Genomic DNA, 16358 nt, shown 5'->3' on the forward strand with positions numbered 1-16358 from the left:
CGCCGGGACCCCCGCCCCCGCCTCCGCCTCCGCCGGGACCCCCGCCCCCGCCCCGGACGGCGACGGGTTCCAGGGGCTGGACCCCGACCGGGACACCCTGCGACCGCGTCTCTACTGGTTCAACGCCGGGCTCACCCTCACCCTGCTCACCGCGATGATCATGGAGTTGCTCCCCATCCCGGTGCTCTTCCTGCTCGGCGCCGCCCTCGCGCTCACCGTCAACTACCCGAGGATGACCGACCAGAGGGCCCGGATCGCCGCGCACGCCGACAACGTCCTCAATGTCGCGGGCATGGTCTTCGCCGCCGCCGTCTTCACCGGCGTCCTGACCGGCACCGGCATGGTGAAGGAGATGGCCGACTGGCTCGTCGGCGCCATCCCCGACGGGATGGGCCCGCACATGGCCCTGGTCACCGGCCTGCTGAGCCTGCCGCTCACCTACTTCATGTCCAACGACGGCTTCTACTTCGGCGTCCTGCCCGTGCTCGCCGAGGCGGGCGCCGCCCACGGGGTCTCCCCGCTCTCGATCGCCCGCGCCTCCCTGGCCGGTCAGGCCCTGCACATGTCCAGCCCGTTGGTTCCGGCCGTCTACGTGCTCGTCGGCATGGCGAAGGTCGAGTTCGGCGACCACACCCGCTTCACCGTGAAGTGGGCCGTGCTGACCTCCCTCGTGGTCCTGGCGGCGGGGATGCTTTTCGGCATCATCTGACCGTCGTCCGACCCTGGCACCAGAAAACTACCGACGCTAGTTTGTAGGGTGGCCGCGAGGTCCACGCGGTCCACGCGTTCACGCGCTCGTGCTCGGGAGGAATGCCATGAAGGCCCACGACGGTATGTACATCGGCGGGGAGTGGCGGCCCGCCGCCGGACGGGACCGGATCGAGGTCGTCAACCCGGCGGACGAGCAGGTCATCGCCGACGTCCCGGCCGGGACCGAGGAGGACGTGGACGCGGCGGTCCGGGCCGCCCGCGCCGCGTTCCCCGGCTGGGCGGCCACCCCGCCCGCCGAGCGGGCCGCGCGGATCGGCGCCCTGCGCGACGTCCTGGTCGCCCGCAAGAGCGAGATCGCGCAGACCATCACCGCCGAGCTGGGCTCCCCGTTGGGCTTCTCCGAGGCGGTGCACGTCGGCGCTCCCATCGCCGTGGCCCACTCCTTCGCCGAGCTGGGGGCGACGTACGCCTTCGAGGAGCGCATCGGCAACTCCACCGTCCTGCTGGAGCCGGTCGGTGTCGTCGGAGCCATCACCCCCTGGAACTATCCCCTGCACCAGGTCGTTGCCAAAGTGGCACCCGCTCTCACCGCGGGCTGCACCGTCGTCCTCAAGCCCGCCGAGGACACCCCGCTGACCGCACAGCTCTTCGCCGAAGCCGTGCACGAGGCGGGCATTCCCGCCGGTGTGTTCAACCTGGTGACCGGCACCGGACCGGTCGCCGGACAGGCGCTGGCCGCCCACCCCGGGGTGGACCTCGTCTCCTTCACCGGCTCGACCGCCGTCGGCAAGCGGATCGGCGCCACCGCGGGCGCCGCGATCAAGCGGGTCGCGCTCGAACTGGGTGGCAAATCGGCCAATGTCATCCTGCCCGGGGCCGACCTCGCCAAGGCGGTCTCGGTCGGAGTCGGCCACGTCATGAACAACGCGGGCCAGAGCTGCAACGCCCTGACCCGGATGCTCGTCCACCGCGACGACTACGAGGAAGCCGTCTCCCTCGCCGCCGCCGCGGTGGCCAAGTACCCCACCGGCGACCCGCGCGACCCCGCCACCCGCCTCGGCCCGGTCGTCAACGCCAAGCAGCACGAACGCGTCCGCGGCTACATCGCCAAGGGCGTCGAGGAGGGCGCCCGCCTGGTCGCCGGCGGCTCCGACGCGCCCGCGGAGCGCGGCTACTTCGTGGCGCCCACCGTCTTCGCCGATGTCACCCCGGACATGACGATCGCCCAGGAGGAGATCTTCGGCCCCGTCCTGTCGATCCTGGCCTACGCCGACGAGGACGAGGCCCTGCGCATCGCCAACGGCACCGTCTACGGTCTCGGCGGCGCCGTGTGGGCGGCGGACGAGGCGAGCGCCGTCGCCTTCGCCCGCCGGATGGACACCGGCCAGGTGGACATCAACGGCGGCCGGTTCAACCCGCTCGCGCCCTTCGGCGGCTACAAGCAGTCGGGCGTCGGGCGCGAACTGGGCCCGCACGGCCTGGCCGAGTACCTCCAGACCAAGTCCCTGCAGTTCTGAGCCCCGGAAACACGGAGACGACGACCATGGTCCGCGCCGCCATCCTGCCCGCCATCGGAGCACCCCTGGAGATCAGGGAGATCGTGCTGCCCGACCCCGGACCCGGGCAGGTCCGGGTCAAGCTCACCGCCGCCGGGGTCTGCCACTCAGACCTCTCCCTCACCGACGGCACCATGCGGGTCCCCGTACCGGCCGTCCTGGGCCACGAGGGGTCCGGCACCGTTCTCGCCGTCGGCGAGGGCGTCACCCACGTCGCCCCCGGCGACGGCGTGGTCCTCAACTGGGCCCCGTCCTGCGGGCAGTGCCACCACTGCTCCATCGGCGAGGTCTGGCTCTGCGTCAACGCCCTCGCGGGCGTCGGCGCCGTCTACGCGCACGACGCGCACGGCACCGAGCTGCACCCCGGGCTCAATGTGGCCGCCTTCGCCGAAGAGACCGTGGTCGCGGCGCGCTGCGTGCTGCCCGCACCGGCCGGGGTTCCCCTCGCCGAGGCCGCGCTGTTGGGCTGCGCCGTCCTCACCGGCTACGGCGCCGTCCACCACAGCGCCCAGGTCCGGCCCGGCGAGTCCGTCGCCGTCTTCGGTGTCGGCGGCGTGGGCCTCGCCGCCCTCCAGGCCGCGCGGATCGCGATGGCGGGCGCGATCGTGGCCGTGGACATCTCCCCGGCCAAGGAGGAGCTGGCCCGCGCGGCCGGGGCCACGGAGTTCGTCCTCGCCTCCGACACCACCGCCAAGGAGATCCGCGCGCTCACCGGCGGCCGGGGTGTGGACGTCGCCGTCGAGTGCGTCGGCCGGGCCGACACCATCCGCGGCGCCTGGGAGTCCACCCGGCGCGGCGGGCGTACGACGGTCGTCGGGATCGGCGGCAAGGAACAGCAGGTCACCTTCCACGCCCTGGAGATCTTCCACTTCGCCCGCAGCCTCACCGGCTGTGTCTACGGCAACAGCGACCCGGCCCGGGACCTGCCGGTCCTCGCCGCCCACGTCCGGGCCGGCCGCCTCGACCTCGGCGCCCTCGTGACCGACCGCATCGGCCTCGACGGCATCCCGGCCGCCTTCGACGCGATGCTCGCGGGCAAGGGCGGCCGCTCCCTGGTGATCTTCTAGGGCGATCTTCGAGGCCGAACTGCCCGATGGGCCGGCCGCCGGACCGGGCAGTTTGGCCGGTTCGCATCCCGGCGCGCGTACGGGTCCCGCGCGCCGGGGCGCACGGTCCTTGCCCGCTACCGGGTCCGCAGGGCCTCGTACTGGAGGGCCAGGCCGTCCAGCAGGGCTGTCAGGCCCGTCTCGAAGGCCCCCTCGTCCACCTCCCGCTGCCGTTCCGCCAGCAGGTGGGCCTGGCCCAGGTGCGGGTAGTCCGCCGGGTCGTACGCCGCCTCGTCGTCCACGAAACCCCGGGCGAACGAGGCCACCGCCGAGCCCAGGATGAAGTACCTCATCAGCGCGCCGATCCGGGTCGCCTGGGCGGGCGGCCACCCCGCCGCCGTCATCCCCCCGTACACCGCGTCGGCCACCCGCAGCCCGGCCGGGCGCCGCCCCGGCCCGCGCGCCAGCACCGGCACGATGTGCGGGTGGTCGGCCAGCGCGTCCCGGTAGGAGTGCGCCCAGTCGGCCAGGGCGGTGCGCCAGTCCCGCGGGTCCGGGTCCTCGAACATCGTCAGGTCCACCCGCGCGCTCACCGCGTCCGCGACCGCCTCCAGGATCTGGTCCTTGGTGCGGAAGTGGTTGTAGAGCGAGGGCCCGCTGACCCCCAGGGCCGCCGCCAGCCGCCGGGTGGAGACCGCCTCCAGTCCCTCCGCGTCCACCAGCGCGCCCGCCGCCGACACGATGCGGTCTCTGCTGAGGAGGGGCTTGCGCGGTCTGGCCATGCGCCACATAGTAAAGCCTGCCCGCCATAAACTAGCGGCGCTAATTTAAGGCGTCGGCCCACGCGTTCGAGAGGTGGCCATGAACCTGGAACTCAGCGAGGAGCAGACCGCGGTCCGACAGCTCGCCCGCGACTTCGCGGACCGCGAGATCGCGCCGTACGCCGCCGAGTGGGACCGCGCCGAGAGCGTGGACCGGGCCATCGTCAAGAAGCTCGGCGCGCTCGGCTTCCTCGGCCTCACCGTCCCGGAGGAGTACGGCGGCTCCGGCGGCGACCACCTCGCCTACGTCCTGGTCACCGAGGAGCTGGGCCGCGCCGACTCCGCCGTGCGCGGCATCGTCTCCGTATCCCTCGGCCTGGTCGCCAAGACCGTCGCCGCCTGGGGGAGCGAGGAGCAGAAGCGCGCCTGGCTGCCGCGCCTGTGCTCCGGCGACGCCCTCGGCTGCTTCGGCCTCACCGAGCCCGGGACCGGCTCCGACGCCGGGAACCTCACCACCCGCGCCGCGCACGACCCGGCCACCGGGACCTACACCGTCAACGGCGCCAAGACGTTCATCACCAACGGCACCTGGGCCGACGTGGTCCTCCTCTTCGCCCGCACCAACGACGAACCCGGCCACCGCGGGATCTCCGCCTTCCTCGTCCCCACCGGTACCCCCGGCCTGACCCGCCGCGAGATCCACGGCAAGCTCGGCCTGCGCGGCCAGGCCACCGCCGAACTCACCTTCGAGGACGTCCGCGTCCCCGCCTCCGCGATGCTCGGCCCCGAGGGCAAGGGCTTCTCGGTGGCGATGTCCGCGCTGGCCAAAGGCCGGATGTCGGTCGCCGCGGGCTGTGTCGGCATCGCCCAGGCGGCGCTGGACGCGTCGCTGGCGTACGCCACCCAGCGCGAGCAGTTCGGCAAGCCGATCGCCGGTCACCAGCTCGTCCAGGAGCTGATCGCGGACATCTCCGTCGACGTGGACGCCGCCCGGCTGCTCACCTGGCGGGTCGCCGATCTCATCGACCGCGGGCTGCCCTTCGCCACCGAGTCCTCCACCGCCAAGCTCTTCGCCTCGGAGGCGGCGGTCCGCGCGGCGGGCAACGCCCTCCAGGTACACGGTGGTTACGGCTACATCGACGAGTACCCTGCGGGCAAGCTGCTGCGCGACGCCCGCGTCATGACCCTCTACGAAGGCACCAGCCAGATCCAGAAGCTGCTGATCGGCCGCGCGCGCACCGGAGTCTCCGCCTTCTGAGCCGGGGCCCCGGCGCCCGCCACTGAGTACGCATCTGCACGCATCTGAGTACGCGCACGGATTACCCCCGCGCCCGCCGCTCGCGATGCTGGACCCATGAACGAGACACCGGTCAAGCAGCAGAACACGGGGGCGTACTACGGCCAGGCCGTCGCCTCCTTCGGCATCGCCATGGGCGCCGTCTCCCTGGGGATCTACAACCTGGACGCGAACGCCTGGGTGCGGGCCTTCCTCGGCATCGCGGTGCTCTACCTCACCACCTCCGCCTTCACGCTCGCCAAGGTGGTGCGCGACCGCCAGGAGGTCACCCAGATCGTCACCCGGGTCGACCAGGCCAGGATGGAGAAGATCATGACGGAGTACGACCCCTTCTCGCCCCGGCCGCTCCCGAAGCCCGCTCAAGACCGCTAAGCGCTTGCTCACCCTCCGGTAAGGTGTTCCTTCCACACGGGACGAGCATGGCGAACACGGCGAAGAGGGTGAGCGGGCGATGGACATCGCGGACGAGGCGCCGACCGGCGGCTACCAGCCGTGGTCGGAGGTCACCCCCGACGCCGCACGGCGGCTGCTCGTCGCCGCCGTCGAGGCCTTCGCCGAGCGCGGCTACCACGCCACCACCACGCGTGACATCGCGGGGCGGGCCGGAATGAGCCCCGCCGCGCTCTACATCCACTACAAGACCAAGGAAGAACTGCTCCACCGGATCAGCCGGATCGGTCACGACAAGGCCCTGGAGATCCTGGAGACGGCCGCGGACGGACCCGGCACCGCCGCCGAGCGGCTCGACGCCGCCGTCCGGTCCTTCGTCCTGTGGCACGCCGCGCACCACACCACCGCGCGCGTGGTCCAGTACGAGCTCGACGCTCTCGCTCCGGAGCACCGCTCCGACATCGTGGCCCTGCGCCGCCGCAGCGACGCGGCCGTCCGCCGCATCCTGGCGGACGGGGTCCGTACGGGCGAGTTCGACGTGCCGGACGTACCGGGCACCACTCTCGCCGTGCTCTCGCTGTGCATCGACGTGGCCCGCTGGTTCAGCGCGTCGGGGCGGCGCGCGCCCGACGAGGTCGGCGCGCTCTACGCCGACCTCGTGCTCCGCATGGTCGGGGCCCGCCAGGAAGCCCCTCAGAAGTAGTAGCGGGACACCGTCTCCGCCACGCACACCGGCTTCTCGCCGCCCTCGCGCTCGATCGTCACGGTCGCCGCGACCTGCACCCCGCCACCCGCCTCCGTGACCGCGGTGATGACGGCGGTGGCCCGCAGCAGCGAGCCGACCGGCACCGGTGCGGGGAAACGCACCTTGTCCACCCCGTAGTTGATGCCCATCCGCATGCCCTCGACCCGCATGACCTGCGGCACCAGGCTCGGCATCAGCGCGAGCGTCAGGTACCCGTGCGCGATGGTGGTCCCGAAGGGTCCCGAGGCCGCCCGTTCGGGGTCCACGTGGATCCACTGGTGATCGCCGGTGGCGTCGGCGAACAGGTCGATCCGCTTCTGGTCGATCTCCAGCCACGCGCTCGGCCCGAGCGGCTCACCGACCCCGGCGCGCAGTTCCTCGGCGGACGTGAAGATCCTCGGCTCGGCCATGCCTGTGCCCCTGCCTCTCGAACGGCTACATCGACTACATCAACTGCGTCAGCTACATCTAGCGCGTCAGCTACATCTACTACGTCGGCCAAGTCCACTACGGCAGCTACCTCCGCTCCAGCAGCGAACAAGCGCTTGCTCAGGGTGCTCAGCATGCTGGGACCTCAAGGGTCTGTCAACGGATCCCCGCCGCCACCGACTACCCTCGACCCGGTGCCGCAGATTCCCGAAAAAGTCCACGAACTCACCGTCGGCCAGCTGTCCGCGCGCAGCGGCGCGGCGGTCTCCGCGCTCCATTTCTACGAGACCAAGGGCCTGATCAGCAGCACCCGCACCGCGGGAAACCAGCGCCGGTACACCCGTGACGCCCTGCGCCGGGTCGCCTTCGTCCGCGCCGCCCAGCGTGTCGGAATCCCGCTGGTCACCATCCGCGAGGCCCTCGCCCAGCTGCCCGAGGAGCGCACGCCCACCCACGAGGACTGGGCTCGGCTCTCCGAGAACTGGCGTACCGAACTCGACCAGCGCATCAAGCAACTCGGGCGTCTGCGCGACCATTTGAGCGAGTGCATCGGCTGCGGCTGTCTCTCGCTGGAGACCTGTGTGCTCTCCAACCCGGACGACGTCTTCGGCGACCGCATCACCGGCTCCCGCCTCTACGTCACGCCCCGCGAGTCCAGTTCGTAGCCTCCTGCCCGAGCAGGGCGCGCGCCACCGCCACCAGTTCCTCGTTGGACCGGGCGGGCCGCCCCTCGGGAAGACGCAGTACGTCGCCCAGCCCGATCCGCACCAACCGGCGCGGCCCCGTTCCCGCGCCCCGGAGCAGAACGTCCCAGGCGGCGGCGTCACAGCCGTGGACCAGTACCTCCGTCGCCCCGCCCCACCCGCTGACCGCGCTCGCGAGCACCTGGCCCGCCCCCAGCTCCACCACCACCCGGGCCGCCCCCGCGAAGCCCCGCAACTCCCGGGTCCCCGCGCCGCCCGCCTCCACGTCGTGCCCCGACACCACCGCGTCCACCGCCACCCCCCGCTCCGCCAGGGCCCGCGCCAGCTCCGCCGCCCCCGGCTCCGCGAACCGCACCTCCGCCCGGTCGGGCAGCACCTCCCAGGCCCGCACCCGCGCCACCCGCCCCGCAGGATCCGCCTCGCCGCCGGAGCCCCCGCCCGCGCCGGAGCCCGCGCCCCCGCCCGAGCCCCCGTCCACGCTCGCGCACACCACGAGCGGCCCCGCGGCGCCGCCCGCCCGCAGCGCCTCCAGCAGCGGCCCGACCACCCGCGGCGACAGGCTCTCCCGCCCGCACGGCGTCCGCGGGTGCACCAGGACCTCACCCGCCCCCGCGGCCACCGACCGCCGCGCCGACTCCACCAGCGCCTGTGGGGACATCGGCACCGCGGCCCCATCGGCGCCGGTCCGCGCCCCGTTCAACGCCACCTGCAGCACCACGGCTCCCGCCGCGCGCCCCTTGCGTACGGCCCGCGCGACCTGTTCCGCCCTGTCGTTCCGCTCCGCCCACACGTTCCGTTCCGGGGCGCCTGTCTCGGTGCCTTCCGCGTTCCGATCCGGGTTCCGATCCGCGTTCCGTGCCGCCCGCTCCCTCACGCCGATTCCGAGAGCGCCGGTCTGGGCACCACGATCCCGCAGCCCGCGCACACCGGCCCGTCCCAGTGCCCCCGCTCGGCCGGGGCGGGCCAGCGCAGCTCCTGGTCCCCGCACACCGGACACCCCGTCCCCGGCTCGGACTCCAGTGCCTTCACCAGCCTGCGCAGCACCTCGCCCAGCGCCCCCTCGGGCCGTACGTCCGGGTCGGCGCACCGCACCACCGCCTCGCCGGCCCACGCCCACTCCGGCCTGCGCAGCCCGTCGTGCTTCTCGCGGCGTCTGCGCTCGGCGAAGTGGCGCTCGTACTCCAGCCACACCGCACGCGCGTCCTCCAGCTCCTCCAGCGCGGCGACCAGTCTGAGCGGGTCCGCGCCCCGGTCCTCGGGGGCGATGCCGTGCCGGTCGCACAGGTGCCACCAGGTCGCCCGGTGCCCGTACGGGGCGAACCGCTCCAGGCAGCGGCGCAGTGAATGACGCCTCAGGGCACGGTCGTTGCCCGCGTCGCGCACCTGGCACGCCAGACTATGGAAACCCGCCATCACACCTTCACCTCCGCCGCGCCGTCAACCCGCTCCCGTACCGCGTCGACCGCGTCACAAACCCTTGTCGTGCCCAACATGCCCGCCCAGCCCTGGGCGCATGCGGGGGCGGTCGAGGCGTACGGGTGGCACATGGCCGGAAGTCAGCGCCCGATGCGCCCCGCCAGAGTGACCAGCCGGGCCAGTTCCGGGTGGCAGACATCGCTGTGCGCCCCCGACGGCGGACCGCCGCGGCGCACCACCGACGCGGCGTCCACGCTGACGCACCCGGCCGTCGGCAGCCCGCCGCGCAGGGCCGCGTCCAGGCTCAGCCGCGGGGTGCCCGGGAGCTGGAGCCCGTCGTGCCCGACGGCGCCCCAGCGGGCGTCGAACCCGGCGAAGCCGGTCGCGTCCCCCGCCATCCGGGAGGCCAGCGGGTAGAGCACCTTCAGGGCCGTGTCGAAATCGGAGTGGCAGGCCACCACCGGTCCGGCCACCCGGTCCTCCAGTCCGTGCAGCGGCCCTGCGCTGTCGGTGTCGAAGGGCAGCCTGCCGGTGAACGCGTAGTGCGAGAAGGCTCCTTGGAGCAGGGTCGCGGAGCGGACGAACCGCTGCCCGTCGGCCGGTACCCCGCGCAGCGCGTACGAGACGACCCGGGCCCCGAAGCTGTGCCCGATCAGGTGGACCCGCGGGCCCGGTCCGCCGCCCGCGGGCCGGGCCAGGCCCGTCAGGACCGGGCCGAGCCCGCGCTCGCCCACGACTCCGGCGCGCTTCTTCATCTGGTAGTAAGTGGCCTGCCGCAGAAGCTCCTTGGCCCCGTTCCACAGACTGTGCAGCCCCGATCCGACCGACAGGCCCCGCGCCCCGGATACCAGCGGCGCGCCGGTCTCGACCAGCGCGTCCGTGAAGGCCCGGCACACCTCCAGGACGTCCGCCGTGAACATGAGCGGGGTGCTGCCGGGTGCGGCCGCCGCCTCGCTCACCGCCGCGTCCGTCCCGCTCAACTCCCTGACCAGCGCCCCGAACTCGATGAAGGCCACGGCCGACTCCGGCTGCTCGTCCAGCAGCTGCGCCAGGCGGTCCAGCTCGGCCTCCCGGCCCGGCCAGAATTCCCCGAGCGCCCGCCGTGTCGCCGGGTCCAGCGGCACCCCGTACCCGGCGGCGTCCACGGCCCCCGCCACCGCCTGGTGGCCGAAGTCCGGTATCGGCTCGTCGGAGAACCGCATCGAGGGCCAGACGACCCCCACGTACCCGGGGCGCACCCCGGCCCCCAGCAGGCCGGGGAACGGCGCGAAGAAGTGGTCGTAGAGCTGGGTCGCGGCCGTCCGGTCACTGTTCCAGCCGTGCGCGAAGACCAGCAGGTCCGTCACGTCCAGCGCGGCCACCGCGTCCCTGGTGGCCGGGTCCACGTCCCCCTCCGCGTCGAAGGTGAGCTCCACGTACGGCCGTACGCCGATCCCCGCGACCCCCACCGCCGCACCCGCAACGGCACCCGCAACGGCACCCGCACCCGCAACGGCACCCGCGCCCGCACCAGCACCCGCACCTGAAATCGCCGCATCCGTCATGGCGTCGTCCCCCTCCGCGTCGCGCCGCCGTGCCGCCGGGCACGGTCGGTCCGGACAGCATCCTGCGGGCACGGCCCTGCGGCCAGCCCCACGACCGCACCTACCCGCGACCGCCCGGATCTCACACCGGGCGCCCGGGCGGCCCCCTCACGGAGAGAGCCGCCCCGGACGGCCTCCCCCTCACGGATAGAGCAGGTACCGCTCCCGCACCCGCGCGAAGTGCGCCCGGCCCGCTTCCCAGTCCGCCGCGATCTCCGCCACCCCGGCCCCCGCGTCCACCATCCGCCGCACCCGGTCCGAGCCGGTCAGCCGGTCGATCCAGTGGTCCGGGCGCCACGCGAACCCGCTCCAGGCCCGGCGCGCGCTCACCAGCAGCCCGATCCCGGTCCGTACCGGGTCGAAGGCCTCCCGGTCGTGCACCAGCAGCCGCACCCCGCCGCACAGCCGCCCCGCGTGCTTGTCGAAGGTCGGCGTGAACCACGCCTCCCGGAACCACACCCCGGGCAGCTCCAGCGCCTCGGCCGCCCGCGCCCACCGCCGGTCCACCCCCTCCGCGCCCAGCACCTGGAAGGGGGTGGTGGTGCCCCGCCCCTCCGACAGGTTCGTCCCCTCGAACAGGCAGGTCCCCGCATACACGAGCGCCGTGTCCGGGGTCGGCATGTTGGGGCTCGGCGGCACCCAGGGCAGCCCGGTCTCACCGAAGTGCGCCTCCCGCCGCCAGCCGGACATCCGTACCGTGCGCAGCCGCGCCGGGGCGTCCACCAGGAACTCGCCGTTGAACAGCAGGGCCAGCTCGGCCGCCGTCATCCCGTGCGCGAGCGCGACCGGCTCCAGGCCCACCCCGCTCGCGTACGCCCGTTCCAGCACCGGCCCGGCGGCCCGCGTCCCGCCCACCGGGTTCGGCCGGTCCAGCACCACCACCGCCTTGTCCGCCAGCGCCGCGGCCCGCATGCAGTCGTAGAGGGTCCAGACGTAGGTGTAGAACCGCGCGCCCACGTCCTGGACGTCGAAGAGGACGGTGTCCACCCCGGCCGCCGTGAGCACGTCCGCGAGGGCCCGGCCGCTCTTGCCGTAGATGTCGTACACGGGCAGCCCGGTCGCCGGATCGCGCGAAGCCGCCTCCGACGCGCCCGCCTGAGCGGTGCCGCGGAACCCGTGCTCCGGACCGAACACCGCGACCAGGCGCACCCGTTGGTCCGCGTGCAGTACGTCGACCAGGTGGCGGGCGTCGGCGGTGATCCCGGTGGGGTTGGTGACCACCCCGACGCGCTGCCCGGCGAGTTCCGCGTACCCGTCCGCCATCAGCCGCGCCAGTCCGGTCAGCACCGGCTCCGCCCCGGCCGCGCCGCCGCCCGGCACGCCCAGCGCCCCGGCCGCCCCCACGGCTCCGGCCATCCCCAGCAGCCCGCGTCGCGACACGTCCATCCGTCCACGCTAGGACGCGACACCCTTCCGCCCGGACATACCGACTGGTTAGTCTGCCCTCGGTCGGGTGTGATCCGTCAGCAGGCGACGAAGGGTGATCCAGTGGGCAGGGACCAGGACAGCCAGGACAGCCGAGCCACGCGGAGCAGTGGGGACGACCCGGACGGCCCGGACTTCCGCGGCGCCCGCGTCGTCGTCACCGGAGCGGGCGGCGGCATCGGCGCCGCCCTCGCCCGCCGGTTCGCCGCCGAGGGCGCCACCGTCGTCGTCAACGACCTCGACCCCGGCAAGGCCGCGGCCGTCGCCGAGGAGATCGGCCCGCGCGCCGTCGCGCTCCCCGGGGACGCCTCGGCCGTCGTGGACCGGGCCCGCGAGGCGCTCGGCGGCGCGGTGGACGTCTACTGCGCCAACGCCGGACTCGGCTCCGGCGGTGACGCCTTCGCCGACGAGGCCGTCTGGGACGCCGCCTGGCAGACCAACGTGATGGCCCACGTCCGCGCCGCCCGCGCGCTGCTCCCGCACTGGCTGGAGCGGGGGAGCGGCCGGTTCGTGTCCACCGTCTCCGCCGCCGGACTGCTGACCATGATCGGGGCGGCGCCGTACAGTGTCACCAAGCACGGCGCGCTCGCCTTCGCCGAATGGCTGTCGCTGACCTACCGCCACCGCGGGATCCAGGTCCACGCCATCTGCCCGCAGGGAGTGCGCACCGACATGCTGACCGCCGCCGGTTCAGCCGGTGAGCTGGTGCTCGCGCCCACCGCCATCGAGCCCGAGGCGGTCGCGGACGCGCTCTTCGACGGGATGGCGCGGAACCGGTTCCTGATCCTCCCGCACCCCGAGGTCGCCGGGTACTACACCGCCCGCGCCGCCGATCCGGACCGCTGGCTCAGTGGGATGAACCACCTCCAGCAGAAGTGGGAGACCGAGTGACCCCGCCCGCGCGCCCCGCGCACGACCCCGGCTCCCCGTACGCCGCTCGCCCCTGGCTGGGCCGCCTCACCGAGGCCCAGCGGGCCCCGGTCACCCCGCCGCCCACCGTGGTGCACGCCTTCCGCGACGCCGCGGCCCGGGCCCCGGGCCGGACCGCCCTCGCCTACTTCGACGGGCGGATCGGCTACGCCGAGGCCGACGCGCTCTCCGACTCCGTCGCCGGATTCCTCGCGGGGCGCGGGGTGCGGCCCGGGGACCGGGTCGCGGTCATGCTCCAGAACACCCCGCACTTCGCGCTCGCCGTCCTGGCCGCCTGGAAGGCGGGGGCGGTCGTCGTCCCGCTCAACCCCATGTACAAGTCCGCCGAGGTGTCCCACATCCTGCGCGACTGCGGGGCCACGGCGATGGTCTGCGAGCGCCGGGCCTGGGCGGCGTACGTGGGCCGGGCGGCGGCCGGTGCGGCCGTACGCACCGCCCTCACCGCCAGTGACCTGGACTTCCAGACCCGCGGCGACACCCGCGTCCTGGACCCCGACGCCGAGCGGACGGCCCCCCGGAGTCCGGCCGACGAGCCCCCGGCCCACGAACAGCCGCACGCCGAGGACTTCCTGGCCGTCGCCCGCCACGGCCATCCCGCGCCCGAGGTCCCTGACGCCGGCCCCGCCGACACCGCGCTGATCAGCTACACCTCCGGCACCAGCGGCGCCCCCAAGGGCGCCCTGAACCCGCACGGCGCGATCACCTACAACGCGGTCCGGCAGGTGACGGGCCACCCCGTCCCCGAGGGCGCCACCTACTTCGCGCTCGCCCCGCTCTTCCACATCACCGGCCTGGTCTGCGAACTGGCCGCCTGTTTCCTCAACGCGGGCACCCTCGCCCTGGCCCACCGCTTCGAGCCCGGGGTGGTCCTGGACGCCTTCCTCGAACACCGCCCGGCCTACACCGTCGGCCCGGCCACCGCCTTCATGGCGCTGGCCGCCCACCCCGGCGCCACCCGCGCGCACTTCGCCCCGTTCCAGGTGATCTCCTCGGGCGGGGCCCCCCTCCCGCCCGCCCTGGTCGAGCAGCTGCGCGCCGCCTTCGGCTTCTACCTCCGCAACGGCTACGGGCTCACCGAGTGCACCGCCCCCTGCGCCTCCGTGCCCCCGCACCTCGAAGCGCCGGTCGACCCCGGCTCCGGCACCCTCTCCGTCGGGGTCCCGGGCGCGGAGACGCTCGTACGCATCCTCGACGAGCGCGGCGCCGAGGTGCCCCTCGGTGAGAGCGGGGAGATCGCGGTGCGCGGGCCGCAGGTGGTGCCGGGCTACTGGCGGCTGCCCGCCGACACCGCGAAGGCCTTCCCGGACGGTGAGCTGCGCACCGGGGACATCGGTTTCATGGACGCCGATGGCTGGCTCTATGTGGTCGACCGCAAGAAGGACATGATCAACGCGTCCGGTTTCAAGGTCTGGCCGCGCGAGGTCGAGGACCTCCTCTACACGCACCCGGCGGTCCGCGAGGCCGCCGTCGTGGGTGTTCCGGACCCTTATCGGGGGGAGAGTGTGAAGGCGTACGTCAGCCTTCGCCCCGGTATGTCAGTGGAGCCCGCCGAACTGTCCGCGTACTGCGCCGCGCGCATCGCCGCGTACAAATACCCGCGCCAAGTGGAGATCCTGCCTGTTCTCCCCAAGACCAGCAGTGGCAAGATCCTGCGACGGGAACTGCGCGAGCGCGGCTGAAAACCAGCGGTGGGCGCGTCGCGTTCGAAGGTGAAGCCGAAGGGAAGGCGAAGGCCATGGAATCCAAGGGGCCCGCACGGTCGCAGCAGCCCGTCCGGCTGAGGGTGGCGCCGCGGCCGAAGGAGCCCGCGGCGGCGCAGGAGACACCGGTGCCGCAGCGGCTGCTGGCCGTCGCGACCCGGCTGTTCGCCGAGCGCGGCTACGACCGCACCTCGGTCCAGGAGATCGTCGAGGCGGCCGGGGTCACCAAGGGCGCGCTCTACCACTACTTCGGGTCCAAGGACGACCTGCTGCACGAGGTGTACGCGCGCATGCTGCGGCTCCAGCAGCAGCGGCTGGACGCGATCGCCGACTCGGGCGGCCCCGTCGAGGAGCGGCTGCGCGCGGCCGCCGCCGACGTGGTGGTCACCACCATCGAGAACCTCGACGACGCGATGATCTTCTTCCGCTCGATGCACCAGCTGAGCCCGGAGAAGTACAAGCAGGTACGGGCGGAGCGCAGGCGCTACCACGAGCGCTTCCGGGCCCTGGTCGAGGAGGGCCAGCGCAGCGGGGTCTTCGCCTCCGTCACCCCGGCCGACCTGGTGGTGGACTACCACTTCGGGTCCGTCCACCACCTGTCCACCTGGTACCGCGAAGACGGCCCGCTCACCCCGCAGCAGGTCGCCGATCACCTCGCGGACCTGCTGCTGCGCTCGCTGCGCCCCTGAGTCGGCGCCCCTGCCCGTCGCGGTCGTCGCGGTCGTCGCGGCCTCGGGCGCGGTGGTGGGGGAGGCCACCGGCGCCGTGGTCAGGGGGGAGCTGGTGCCGCGTCAGGCAACGTTCGCCCCGTCGCGACGCCCGGCACGCACTCTCGCCGCACCGGCCGAAAGCCCAAGCACGCTGCCGCAGCCGCTCCGGGTACGGCCCGTACGCGCCGATCGGCAGGTACGGGCCGATGAACTCCCACTCCACATCCGTCAATTGCATCCGCGTCACACAACACGATCTACGGGATCAGGCCCAGCCACGAGGGCCAATCCCGCAAACCGATCACAACCACATACGCTCCCTAGCCGGACCCGGACCGTCTGGCAGTGCCAGCCCGTCCCGACGTTGTCGGGGCTGCTTACCGCCCGGCTCGGCATCCCCCGAGAGCTACCGCGCTGGCCTCCACCTCCGCGCCTCAATGATCTGGATCAGGGACCTCACACCCTGTCCCGTCCCGCAGCCGCTCGGCGAACACCCGTGCGGCGGTCAGGTCCTCGGCGTTCGGCCGCTGTTTGTTGATGCCGCCGACGAGCTTGAAGGGCGTCCAGGTATCGAACGCCCGGCAGGAGAAGCTCCCGTCCACCTCGAAGCCCTTGCCTTTGAGGAGCTGGACCAGGGGGCGGGTGAAGGGCGCAATCGGTATCTCGGGGAGCCCGCTGGTGGCGAACACGAACGCCCGGCCCCGCCTGGTGGGAAGTGTCTTGACGAAGTCGGTCAGGCGGGGGTGGAGCTTGCTGTAGAAGACGCCCGAGCCGAATCCCAGGAGGTCGGCGCGGGCCAGCTCCGCCAGGCTGGCCTCCTCGGGGGAGACAACCTTCGCGCCCAGTACCCGGGCCATGGTGTCGGCGACACGACGCGTATTGCCGTGTGACACGGAGGCGCACACGATGACGGTCTTCATCCTGACGATCCCTTCCCTCGTTTCTCTCGCTTCCG

General features: G+C 73.4%; 17 protein-coding genes. 10 read left to right on the top strand and 7 right to left on the bottom strand.

Annotation, left to right across the window (positions count from 1 at the left end):
* The 3 genes from QMF80_RS12065 to QMF80_RS12075 form a co-directional block, all read left to right on the top strand.
* A partial coding sequence (locus QMF80_RS12065) for an SLC13 family permease (protein ID WP_283452453.1) occupies nt 1-709 on the top strand: 709 nt, incomplete at its 5' end.
* 106 nt (nt 710-815) lie between these two features.
* A complete protein-coding gene (locus QMF80_RS12070) occupies nt 816-2228 on the top strand; it encodes an aldehyde dehydrogenase family protein (RefSeq protein ID WP_283452454.1) in 1413 nt (470 codons plus the stop codon).
* Nucleotides 2229-2254: 26 nt separating this feature from the next.
* On the top strand, nt 2255-3334 hold the full coding sequence (locus QMF80_RS12075; RefSeq protein ID WP_283452455.1) for a Zn-dependent alcohol dehydrogenase: 1080 nt from the start codon (nt 2255-2257) through the stop codon (nt 3332-3334).
* A gap of 116 nt (nt 3335-3450) precedes the next feature.
* On the opposite strand, the gene QMF80_RS12080 is transcribed toward QMF80_RS12075, so the two are convergent.
* Nucleotides 3451-4095 carry a TetR/AcrR family transcriptional regulator gene (locus QMF80_RS12080; protein ID WP_283452456.1) on the bottom strand — a complete coding sequence of 215 codons (645 nt, stop codon included), beginning with the start codon at nt 4093-4095 and terminating at the stop codon, nt 3451-3453.
* 79 nt (nt 4096-4174) lie between these two features.
* Here QMF80_RS12080 and QMF80_RS12085 point away from each other — a divergent pair, with 79 nt between their 5' ends.
* The 3 genes from QMF80_RS12085 (at nt 4175) to QMF80_RS12095 (ending at nt 6464) form a co-directional block, all read left to right on the top strand.
* Nucleotides 4175-5332, top strand: coding sequence for an acyl-CoA dehydrogenase family protein (locus tag QMF80_RS12085; protein WP_283452457.1), 1158 nt, complete (start codon nt 4175-4177; stop codon nt 5330-5332).
* Nucleotides 5333-5428: 96 nt separating this feature from the next.
* Nucleotides 5429-5743, top strand: coding sequence for a YiaA/YiaB family inner membrane protein (locus QMF80_RS12090; protein WP_283452458.1), 315 nt, complete (start codon nt 5429-5431; stop codon nt 5741-5743).
* Between the two features lie 79 nt (nt 5744-5822).
* Nucleotides 5823-6464, top strand: a complete 642-nt coding sequence (locus QMF80_RS12095) for a TetR/AcrR family transcriptional regulator (RefSeq protein ID WP_283452459.1) — start codon at nt 5823-5825, stop codon at nt 6462-6464.
* On the opposite strand, the gene QMF80_RS12100 is transcribed toward QMF80_RS12095, so the two are convergent.
* On the bottom strand, nt 6455-6916 hold the full coding sequence (locus tag QMF80_RS12100; protein WP_283452460.1) for a MaoC family dehydratase: 462 nt from the start codon (nt 6914-6916) through the stop codon (nt 6455-6457). The genes QMF80_RS12095 and QMF80_RS12100 overlap by 10 nt on opposite strands.
* 213 nt (nt 6917-7129) lie before the next feature.
* On the opposite strand from QMF80_RS12100, the gene soxR reads away from it, so the two are divergent.
* The gene (soxR, locus tag QMF80_RS12105) at nt 7130-7600 is read left to right on the top strand and encodes a redox-sensitive transcriptional activator SoxR (protein ID WP_283452461.1); all 471 of its coding nucleotides are present in this window, start codon (nt 7130-7132) and stop codon (nt 7598-7600) included.
* Here soxR and QMF80_RS12110 read toward each other — a convergent pair.
* From QMF80_RS12110 to QMF80_RS12125, 4 genes are all read right to left on the bottom strand, one after another.
* Nucleotides 7575-8429 (bottom strand): 3-keto-5-aminohexanoate cleavage protein, encoded by an 855-nt coding sequence (locus tag QMF80_RS12110; protein WP_349372201.1) that lies wholly within the window; start codon nt 8427-8429, stop codon nt 7575-7577. The two genes, soxR and QMF80_RS12110, sit on opposite strands and share 26 nt — an antisense overlap.
* Nucleotides 8430-8509: 80 nt before the next feature.
* Nucleotides 8510-9052, bottom strand: coding sequence for a hypothetical protein (locus QMF80_RS12115; protein WP_283452462.1), 543 nt, complete (start codon nt 9050-9052; stop codon nt 8510-8512).
* A 143-nt stretch (nt 9053-9195) separates the two neighbouring features.
* The gene (locus tag QMF80_RS12120) at nt 9196-10503 is read right to left on the bottom strand and encodes a serine-threonine protein kinase (protein ID WP_283452463.1); all 1308 of its coding nucleotides are present in this window, start codon (nt 10501-10503) and stop codon (nt 9196-9198) included.
* A gap of 276 nt (nt 10504-10779) precedes the next feature.
* The gene (locus tag QMF80_RS12125; RefSeq protein ID WP_283452464.1) at nt 10780-12024 is read right to left on the bottom strand and encodes an exo-beta-N-acetylmuramidase NamZ family protein; all 1245 of its coding nucleotides are present in this window, start codon (nt 12022-12024) and stop codon (nt 10780-10782) included.
* Between the two features lie 102 nt (nt 12025-12126).
* Between QMF80_RS12125 and QMF80_RS12130 the strand changes: the two genes are divergently transcribed.
* The 3 genes from QMF80_RS12130 to QMF80_RS12140 are packed head-to-tail and all read left to right on the top strand — an operon-like array spanning nt 12127 to nt 15382.
* Nucleotides 12127-12954 (top strand): SDR family oxidoreductase, encoded by an 828-nt coding sequence (locus QMF80_RS12130; RefSeq protein WP_283452465.1) that lies wholly within the window; start codon nt 12127-12129, stop codon nt 12952-12954.
* A complete protein-coding gene (locus tag QMF80_RS12135) occupies nt 12951-14672 on the top strand; it encodes a class I adenylate-forming enzyme family protein (RefSeq protein WP_283452466.1) in 1722 nt (573 codons plus the stop codon). Before QMF80_RS12130 ends, QMF80_RS12135 begins: the two co-directional genes overlap by 4 nt.
* A gap of 56 nt (nt 14673-14728) precedes the next feature.
* A complete protein-coding gene (locus QMF80_RS12140) occupies nt 14729-15382 on the top strand; it encodes a TetR/AcrR family transcriptional regulator (protein WP_283452467.1) in 654 nt (217 codons plus the stop codon).
* Between the two features lie 455 nt (nt 15383-15837).
* On the opposite strand, the gene QMF80_RS12145 is transcribed toward QMF80_RS12140, so the two are convergent.
* Entirely contained in the window at nt 15838-16323 is a 486-nt protein-coding gene (locus QMF80_RS12145; RefSeq protein ID WP_283452468.1) for a flavodoxin family protein, read from the bottom strand.
* Between the last annotated feature and the right edge of the window lie 35 nt (nt 16324-16358).

The organism is Streptomyces sp. G-G2, assembly GCF_030063135.1.
Classification (GTDB): Bacteria; Actinomycetota; Actinomycetes; order Streptomycetales; family Streptomycetaceae; genus Streptomyces.